The 7,031-nt window shown below is 66.0% G+C and carries 6 protein-coding genes; 5 read left to right on the top strand and 1 reads right to left on the bottom strand.

The window, feature by feature from the left end:
* Nucleotides 1-96 precede the first annotated feature (96 nt).
* On the bottom strand, nucleotides 97-1,908 hold the full coding sequence (locus tag C793_RS0105515; RefSeq protein ID WP_083871899.1) for a tetratricopeptide repeat protein: 1,812 nt from the start codon (nucleotides 1,906-1,908) through the stop codon (nucleotides 97-99).
* A 302-nt stretch (nucleotides 1,909-2,210) separates the two neighbouring features.
* Here C793_RS0105515 and hemA point away from each other — a divergent pair, with 302 nt between their 5' ends.
* The 5 genes from hemA to C793_RS0105540 are packed head-to-tail and all read left to right on the top strand — an operon-like array spanning nucleotide 2,211 to nucleotide 6,855.
* On the top strand, nucleotides 2,211-3,542 hold the full coding sequence (gene hemA, locus C793_RS13565) for a glutamyl-tRNA reductase (RefSeq protein ID WP_017429944.1): 1,332 nt from the start codon (nucleotides 2,211-2,213) through the stop codon (nucleotides 3,540-3,542).
* The gene (gene prfA, locus C793_RS0105525; protein WP_017429945.1) at nucleotides 3,539-4,630 is read left to right on the top strand and encodes a peptide chain release factor 1; all 1,092 of its coding nucleotides are present in this window, start codon (nucleotides 3,539-3,541) and stop codon (nucleotides 4,628-4,630) included. The genes hemA and prfA overlap by 4 nt, the downstream gene beginning before the upstream one ends.
* A gap of 16 nt (nucleotides 4,631-4,646) precedes the next feature.
* Nucleotides 4,647-5,543: a peptide chain release factor N(5)-glutamine methyltransferase gene (gene prmC, locus C793_RS0105530; RefSeq protein WP_017429946.1), complete on the top strand. Its 897-nt coding sequence runs from the start codon at nucleotides 4,647-4,649 to the stop codon at nucleotides 5,541-5,543.
* 37 nt (nucleotides 5,544-5,580) lie between these two features.
* A complete protein-coding gene (locus C793_RS0105535) occupies nucleotides 5,581-6,081 on the top strand; it encodes an Lrp/AsnC ligand binding domain-containing protein (protein WP_017429947.1) in 501 nt (166 codons plus the stop codon).
* A 3-nt stretch (nucleotides 6,082-6,084) separates the two neighbouring features.
* Nucleotides 6,085-6,855, top strand: a complete 771-nt coding sequence (locus C793_RS0105540; protein WP_017429948.1) for a HesA/MoeB/ThiF family protein — start codon at nucleotides 6,085-6,087, stop codon at nucleotides 6,853-6,855.
* Nucleotides 6,856-7,031 lie beyond the last annotated feature (176 nt).

Consider the following 7,031-nt stretch of genomic DNA (forward strand, 5'->3'; position numbering starts at 1 on the left):
GACGGCGTAAGCTTTTGGGCAGCCGGCATCCTTTATTGTCGCTGCTGTCTATTCTCGGTACTTTCTATTCTCGGTACTTTCTGTTCTGAATGCTTTCTATTCGCGGTCGTCGGGTGACAGTTCCGGGTGGCGCTCGAGCAGCGCGTCGATCGCCGGGTGTTCATCGGCGCCGGCCAGGGCCGCGCGTACCAGCCGGCGGGCACGCGCGGTCTTGTCCAGAGCGTGCAGCACCTCGGCCAGGTGAGCGGTCACTTCCTGGTCCGGCATGCTGTCGTGGGCGCGCTCCAGCGGCGGCAGGGCTTTTTGCGGCTGCCCCTGACGAAAATAGACCCAGCCCAGGCTGTCCTGTATTGCCGGATTGTCCGGTGTGAGCTCGTGGGCGCGCTCGACCAGCTCCCGGGCATCGTCCAGGCGGCCGGGCACTTCCTCGTCGGCCAGCGTGTAGCCCAGGGCGTTGAGCGCCATGACGTTGTCGGGGTCGTCTTCGAGTACGCGCTGAAGGTCATGCTCCATGCCGGCCAGATCATCGGCCCGCCAGGCGCGCATGGCCCGCCGGTAACGCAGCCCGGCGGTGTCCGGGGTCTTTTCCAGCCCCCGGGCCAGCAGCGCATCGGCGTCGGCATGCCGGCCCCGGTCGTCGAGCAGCTCGGCCTCCAGCATCAGCAGGGCGTTGTAGTGCCCGCTGAAGCGCTGACGCTGAGCCTTGAGAAACGTGCGGGCATCGGCCAGGCGGTTGGCGTCGACCAGCATCCAGGCGGCCCCGGCGCGGGCCGGCAGAAATTCGTCGCCTTCCTCGACCTGGCGGAAGTATAAAAGGGCGCTATCGACGTTGCCGAGGGCCTTGTCGGCGCTGCCCAGCAGGAAGTAGCCGGTGGCGGAAAGGTCGTCATTGCTTGCCAGTGGGCGCAGTAACTCTCGGGCGGCGCCGGGCTCACCTTCCTGCAGATACAGCCGGGCGAGTGCCAGGCGGAGTTCGCTGCCGCCGTCGTGACGCTCCAGCAGGGCATCCGTCTGCGCCACCGCGGCGTCAAGGTTGTCGAGGCGGATCTCGGCCTGTGCCAGCAACAGGTTGAAGCGGGCGTCGTCGGGGGCATGCTGCATGCCCTGGCGGGCGGCCCGGCGTGCCGCGCGATTATCGCCCTGTTCCAGCGCCAGGTGCGCTCGGGTGCGCCATAGCGCCGGGGACGTCGGCACCAGCGACTCTGCGCGGTTCAGGTGACGCCGGGCACTGGCCGTATGATCCGCGGCTTTTTCCAGCTGCGCGGCGGCCAGGTGGGCATCGGCCCGGCCGGCGGCGGGTAGGTTGTTATCGTCGGCCAGGGCGTCGTCCAGGCGCTGCAACAGCGGGGCCGGCGCAGCGCCCTGGGCAATCGCCTGCTCGGCGAGTTTGGTCAGGCCGGCGCTTTCTCCCCGGGCAGCCAGCGTCAGACGCCGGTCGAGGCTTTCCGGCCAGTCGCCCCGCTGGACTGCCAGGGCGGAAAGTAGCCGGTTGGGGGTAGCGCTGTCGGGGGCCAGCGCCTGCCAACGGGTGGCCGCCGTCTTGAGCAGGTCGGGAGAATCGCCAAAGCGGGCGGCGAAGGTGGCACGCTTTGCCAGCTCGGGGTCCGGGTAGCGTTCGGCCGCCTTGAGGTAGCCCCGGGTGGCCTCGCGATAGCGCTCGCGCTGACCGGCCAGCTCGGCGGTCAACAGCGTGCTCAGGCCGTCGGCGTCGAGCCCGCGAGTGACGGGCGGAGCCGAGGACAGCAAAGAGTGATCGCCGGTCGCATCGGGCGGCACCGCCTGGCAGCCACCCGCCAGGGCAGCCGCCGCCAGCGTCGCCAGCACCGCCGGGCGCCCGGGCACCGACGGCAGCCGCCGAATGGCAGATGGCACAAGGGCCGATAAAGGTAACGTCGCGCGAAGTGGCATGCAGCCCTCGATCCGTTGGCAGGGGGCTCAGCATAGCCGTTTGCCGGATGATGGCAAAGGGGCTTTTATCCGCTCAGCGCCTTGATCCGCTCAACGCCTGCGCTGCAGTTCGCCGACCGGTTGAAGGCTCAACCCGGGTGATGACGGTTCAGCCCGAGTGATAAAGGCGATAGTCCTGCTGCACCAAAGCGGTGTGGGTCAGAGCCGATGCGGCTGTGATAGAATACCGGATTAACTTGACTGGCATCGCCCTGTCGGGCGTCAAACCGGATGACCGATACACTAGCGAAGACGCATAACGCATGACGCTTCTTGCCCTGGGAATAAATCATCGTACCGCCACGGTTGCCGTGCGCGAGCAGGTGGCCTTTACGCCGACACAGCTATCGCAGGCGCTTGAAGAGCTCCACGAGCTGCCGCAGATTGAAGAAGCGGCGGTGCTGTCAACCTGTAATCGTACTGAGCTTTACTGCGTTACCGATGCCGCCGGCGAACAGGTCGTGCTCGATTGGCTGGGGCGCTTTCATCAGCTGGATATCGACGACCTGACGCGCTGTGCCTACCACTACCTGGATAACGACGCCGCTCGCCACCTGATGCGCGTTGCCGTGGGGCTGGACTCGATGGTACTGGGCGAGCCCCAGATCCTCGGGCAGCTCAAGGAGGCCTACCAGCAGGCGCGCGACGCCAACGGCCTGGGCGGCGAGCTGGATCGTTTGTTCCAGCACACCTTTGCCGTGGCCAAGCAGGTACGCACGCAAACCGGCATCGGCAAGAATCCGGTGTCGGTGGCCTACGCAGCGGTAAGCATGGCCAGCCGCATCTTCGACGATTTCAGCCGCGCCCGGGCGCTGCTCATCGGCGCGGGCGAGACCATCGAGCTGGTCGCACGGCACTTGCACGAAGCCGGTGTGCGCCAGCTGACAGTCGCCAACCGCACCCGCGAGCGCGCCGAGACGGTCTCGGCGGCGCTGGGCGGCGAGGCCATCGCCCTGCCGGATATTCCCGACGCGCTCGAAAACGCCGATATCGTGATTTCGTCCACCGCGTCACCGCTGCCGATTCTGGGCAAGGGCATGATGGAGCGCGCGCTGAAAAGCCGTCGTCACGGCCCGGTATTCATGGTGGATATCGCCGTGCCACGGGATATCGAACCCGAAGTCGGCGACCTGGCCGACGTGTTTCTGTACACCGTGGATGACCTCGACGTGGTTATCCAGGAAAACCGCCGCCACCGCCAGATGGCCGCCGACCAGGCCGAATCGATCATTGAACACGGCGTCAGCAGCTGGCTGCATGAACGGCGCATTCGCAGCGGCGGCCAGCTGATTCAGGCCTACCGCCAGCATGGCGAGGCGCTGCGCGACCTGTCCCGGGATCAGGCGCTGGCGCGTCTGGCACGAGGAGAAGACCCGGCCAGAATCATCGAGCGTCTGGCGTACCAGCTGAGCAACCGGCTGATGCATCAGCCCACCCAGGCCATCCGCGATGCCGCCTCGAATGAGGAGCATGGTCTGCTTGACGCGGTCCCGCGCCTGCTGATGCCGCCCAGGCCCGCGTTCGAAACCCAGGAAACGACGGCCGCGTCCCGCGCTGCGGATGCGCCCTGCCAACAGGATGAAAAGCCCGTATGAAAGACACGCTGCGCCAACGTCTGGACGGCTTTGTGGAACGCTTCGAGGAGCTGGCCATGCTGCTGGCCGACCCCGACGTGATCAGTGATCAGCGCCGCTTCCGTGACTATTCAAGAGAATACGCCGAGCTGGAAGAGCTGGTGGCCGCCTGGCAGCGTTATCGCGGCATTGAAGGCGACATCGAGGCCGCCGAGCCCATGCGCCAGGATAGCGATGCGGAAATGCGCGAACTCGCGGAGATGGAAATCAGCGACGGCCGTGAACGGCTGGAAACGCTGGAAGAGGACCTCAAGCGCCTGCTGGTTCCCCGGGACCCCGATGACGACAGCAACGTCTTTCTCGAAGTCCGCGCCGGCACCGGCGGCGACGAGGCGGCGCTGTTTGCCGGCGATCTCTTCCGCATGTATTCGCGCTATGCCGAGTCCCGCGGCTGGCGGGTCGAGGTGGTGAGCGCCAACCACGGTGAAATGGGCGGCTACAAGGAAATCATTGCACGTATCAAGGGCGACAGCGTGTATGCGCGGCTCAAGTTCGAGTCCGGCGCGCACCGCGTACAGCGAGTGCCGGCTACCGAATCGCAGGGGCGCATTCACACCTCGGCCTGTACCGTCGCGGTGATGCCCGAGGTCGAGGACGTCGGCGATATCGACCTCCAGACGGCCGACATGCGCGTGGATACCTTCCGCGCCAGCGGCGCCGGCGGCCAGCACGTCAACACCACCGATTCCGCCATTCGCATTACGCACCTGCCCACTGGCGTCGTGGTAGAGTGCCAGGAAGAACGTAGCCAGCACAAGAACCGCGCCAGGGCCATGTCGCACCTGGCCGCCCGGCTCAAGCAGAACGCCGAGGACGAGCAGCGCCAGCAGCAGGCCGATGAGCGCCGCTCGCTGGTCGGCACGGGGGATCGCAGCGACCGTATTCGGACCTACAACTTCCCCCAGGGGCGGGTGACCGACCATCGTATCAATCTGACGCTGTACAAATTGGGCGACGTGATCGGCGGCGAGCAGCTGGACGACGTTATCGACCCGCTGATCCACGAATATCAGGCCGACCAGCTGGCCGCGCTTCAGGACAGCGCATGACCACCGGAAGCCGCCCATGACGCTGGATCAGCTGGTGCGCCACGCCGCGCTGCGTCTGCAAGCTGCCGGCTCGCCCAGCCCGCGCCTGGACGCCGAAGTGCTGTGGATGCACGTCACCGGCCGCGACCGTACCTGGCTATATACCTGGGGTGATCGCACTTGGGGAGATCGTACTCGGGGCGACCGCACGGCAGTCGATAGCGCCGAAGCGCGCTGGCAGCAGGCGCGTTTTGACGCGCTGATTGCCGCCCGGGCGCAGGGGATGCCGGTGGCGTATTTGACCGGCGAGCGTGAATTTCACGGGCTTGCGCTTGCTACCTCGCCGGAGACGTTGATTCCCCGGCCGGATACCGAAACTCTGGTCGAGGCGGCGCTTGAGCGTGCAACAGCAGCCAGCGGCCGGCTGCTGGACATGGGCACCGGCACCGGAGCGATCGCGCTGGCGTTTGCCGGCGAACGCCCCGGCTGGCAGGTCGACGGCGTGGATATCGGTCCGGAGGCCGTCGCCTTGGCCCGGGACAACGCCGCCCGGCTGGAGATCGGCAATGTCAGTTTCGTTCACGGCGACTGGTTTTCGGCCCTGGCAGATGACCCGTTGCTGGCGTTTGATTTGATCGTCGCCAATCCGCCGTACATCGATGCCGCCGATCCGCACCTGCGCCAGGGCGATGTGCGCTTTGAGCCGCGCTCGGCGCTGGTGGCCGCCGAGGCCGGCCTGGCCGATCTGCGTCACCTGGTCGACCGCGCCGGAGGCTATCTGACCCCCGGCGGCTGGCTGGCGCTGGAACACGGCCATACCCAGGCCCGTGCGGTACGCGATATGCTCGACCAGGCCGGCTATGCCCGGGTGGCCAGCCTGCGCGATCTGGGCGGCCACGAGCGCGTGACACTGGGCCGGCAGCCCGGCGACTGATCGTTCCTTTCCACCGTTGACGCTATGGAATCCCGCCATGAAAGCCAAAAACAAGACGCTGGACCGTATCGACCTCAAGATCCTGCGCTGCCTGCAGGAAAACGCCCGCATCTCCTACGTCGACCTGGCCGCCGAGGTCGGGTTGTCCACCACGCCCTGCCTGGAGCGCGTCAAGCGGCTGGAGCGCGCCGAGGTCATTCGCGGCTATCAGGCCATGCTCGACCCCTGCGCGCTGCGCGCCGACCTGCTGGTGTTTGTGGAAATCAGCCTGGAAACCCAGACTCCCGCCGTGTTTGACGAGTTTCGTCGCGCGGTGGAGCAGCTGCCGCAAATTCAGGAGTGCCACCTGGTCTCCGGCCAGTTTGACTATATCCTCAAATGCCGGATTCCCGAGATGTCGGCCTATCGCCAGCTGCTGGGCGACGTGGTGCTGACGCTGCCCGGCGTCAAGGAATCCAAAAGCTATGTGGTGATGGAAGAAGTCAAGGAAACCTGCAGCCTGCACCTGCCCGAGATTGCTGATCTGGAGGAGAAGTGACCCATGATGGATGACCAGGCGCTACTGCGTTACAGCCGCCAGATCATGCTGCCCGAAGTGGATATCGGCGGCCAGCAGCGCCTGCTCGACGCCCATGCGGTGATTATTGGCGCGGGCGGGCTGGGCTCACCGGCCGGGCTTTACCTGGCCGCCGCCGGCGTCGGGCGCATCACCCTGGTCGACGCCGACGACGTCGAGCTGTCCAACCTGCAGCGTCAGATCGCCCACGGCCAGGCGGATATCGACCGCAACAAGGCCGAATCGGCCAGCGACAGCTTTACTGCCATCAACCCCGGCTGCGAGGTCACGGCGATCGGCGATCATCTGCTGGGCGAAGCGCTGGAAAGCGTGGTCGCCACCGCCGATGTGGTGCTCGACTGCACCGACCGCTTTTCCAGCCGCTACGCGATCAACGCCGCCAGCCAGGCCACCGGCGTGCCGCTGGTCTCGGGCGCTGCCATCCGCTTTTCCGGCCAGGTCGCGGTATTCGACCCTCGCGACTCGGAATGCCCCTGCTACGCCTGCCTCTACCCGCCCGACAACAGCGACGACGAAGCCATGAGCTGCGCGGAAAACGGCGTCATGGCCCCGCTGGTCGGCCTGGTCGGCACCTTCCAGGCGGTGGAAACTTTCAAACTGCTCAGCGGCGCGGGCCGCGTACATCGCGGCCTCGCCGCCTTCGACGCCCTGAGCGGTGAGTGGCGCCACTTCAAACTCCCCAGAGATCCCGACTGCCCGGTGTGTCGGGGGCGATCTGATCAAGGGCACAGGTAAGGAGCTGCAAAGCGCTCCTGCTGTATTGAGCTGAGCCGCGAGCCTTATGTTTTGAAGGTCTGGGTTGGAAAGGGCAAATTTGACCTTTTCATGGCTGTGCTCTATTGTTAATGGCAACACGGCCCCCGCCTCTTGGCTTTTACGAGCTTACGCGGGGGTTTTTGTGTATACTGTTA

The sequence above is a fragment of the Vreelandella jeotgali Hwa genome, assembly GCF_000334215.1.
GTDB lineage: Bacteria > Pseudomonadota > Gammaproteobacteria > Pseudomonadales > Halomonadaceae > Vreelandella > Vreelandella jeotgali.

Coding starts and splice junctions, on each gene's coding strand:
- C793_RS0105540 (WP_017429948.1), top strand. CDS start 6,085: ATGATGGATGACCAGGCGCTACTGCGTTACAGCCGCCAGATCATGCTG.
- hemA (WP_017429944.1), top strand. CDS start 2,211: ATGACGCTTCTTGCCCTGGGAATAAATCATCGTACCGCCACGGTTGCC.
- prmC (WP_017429946.1), top strand. CDS start 4,647: ATGACGCTGGATCAGCTGGTGCGCCACGCCGCGCTGCGTCTGCAAGCT.
- C793_RS0105535 (WP_017429947.1), top strand. CDS start 5,581: ATGAAAGCCAAAAACAAGACGCTGGACCGTATCGACCTCAAGATCCTG.
- prfA (WP_017429945.1), top strand. CDS start 3,539: ATGAAAGACACGCTGCGCCAACGTCTGGACGGCTTTGTGGAACGCTTC.
- C793_RS0105515 (WP_083871899.1), bottom strand. CDS start 1,908: ATGCCACTTCGCGCGACGTTACCTTTATCGGCCCTTGTGCCATCTGCC.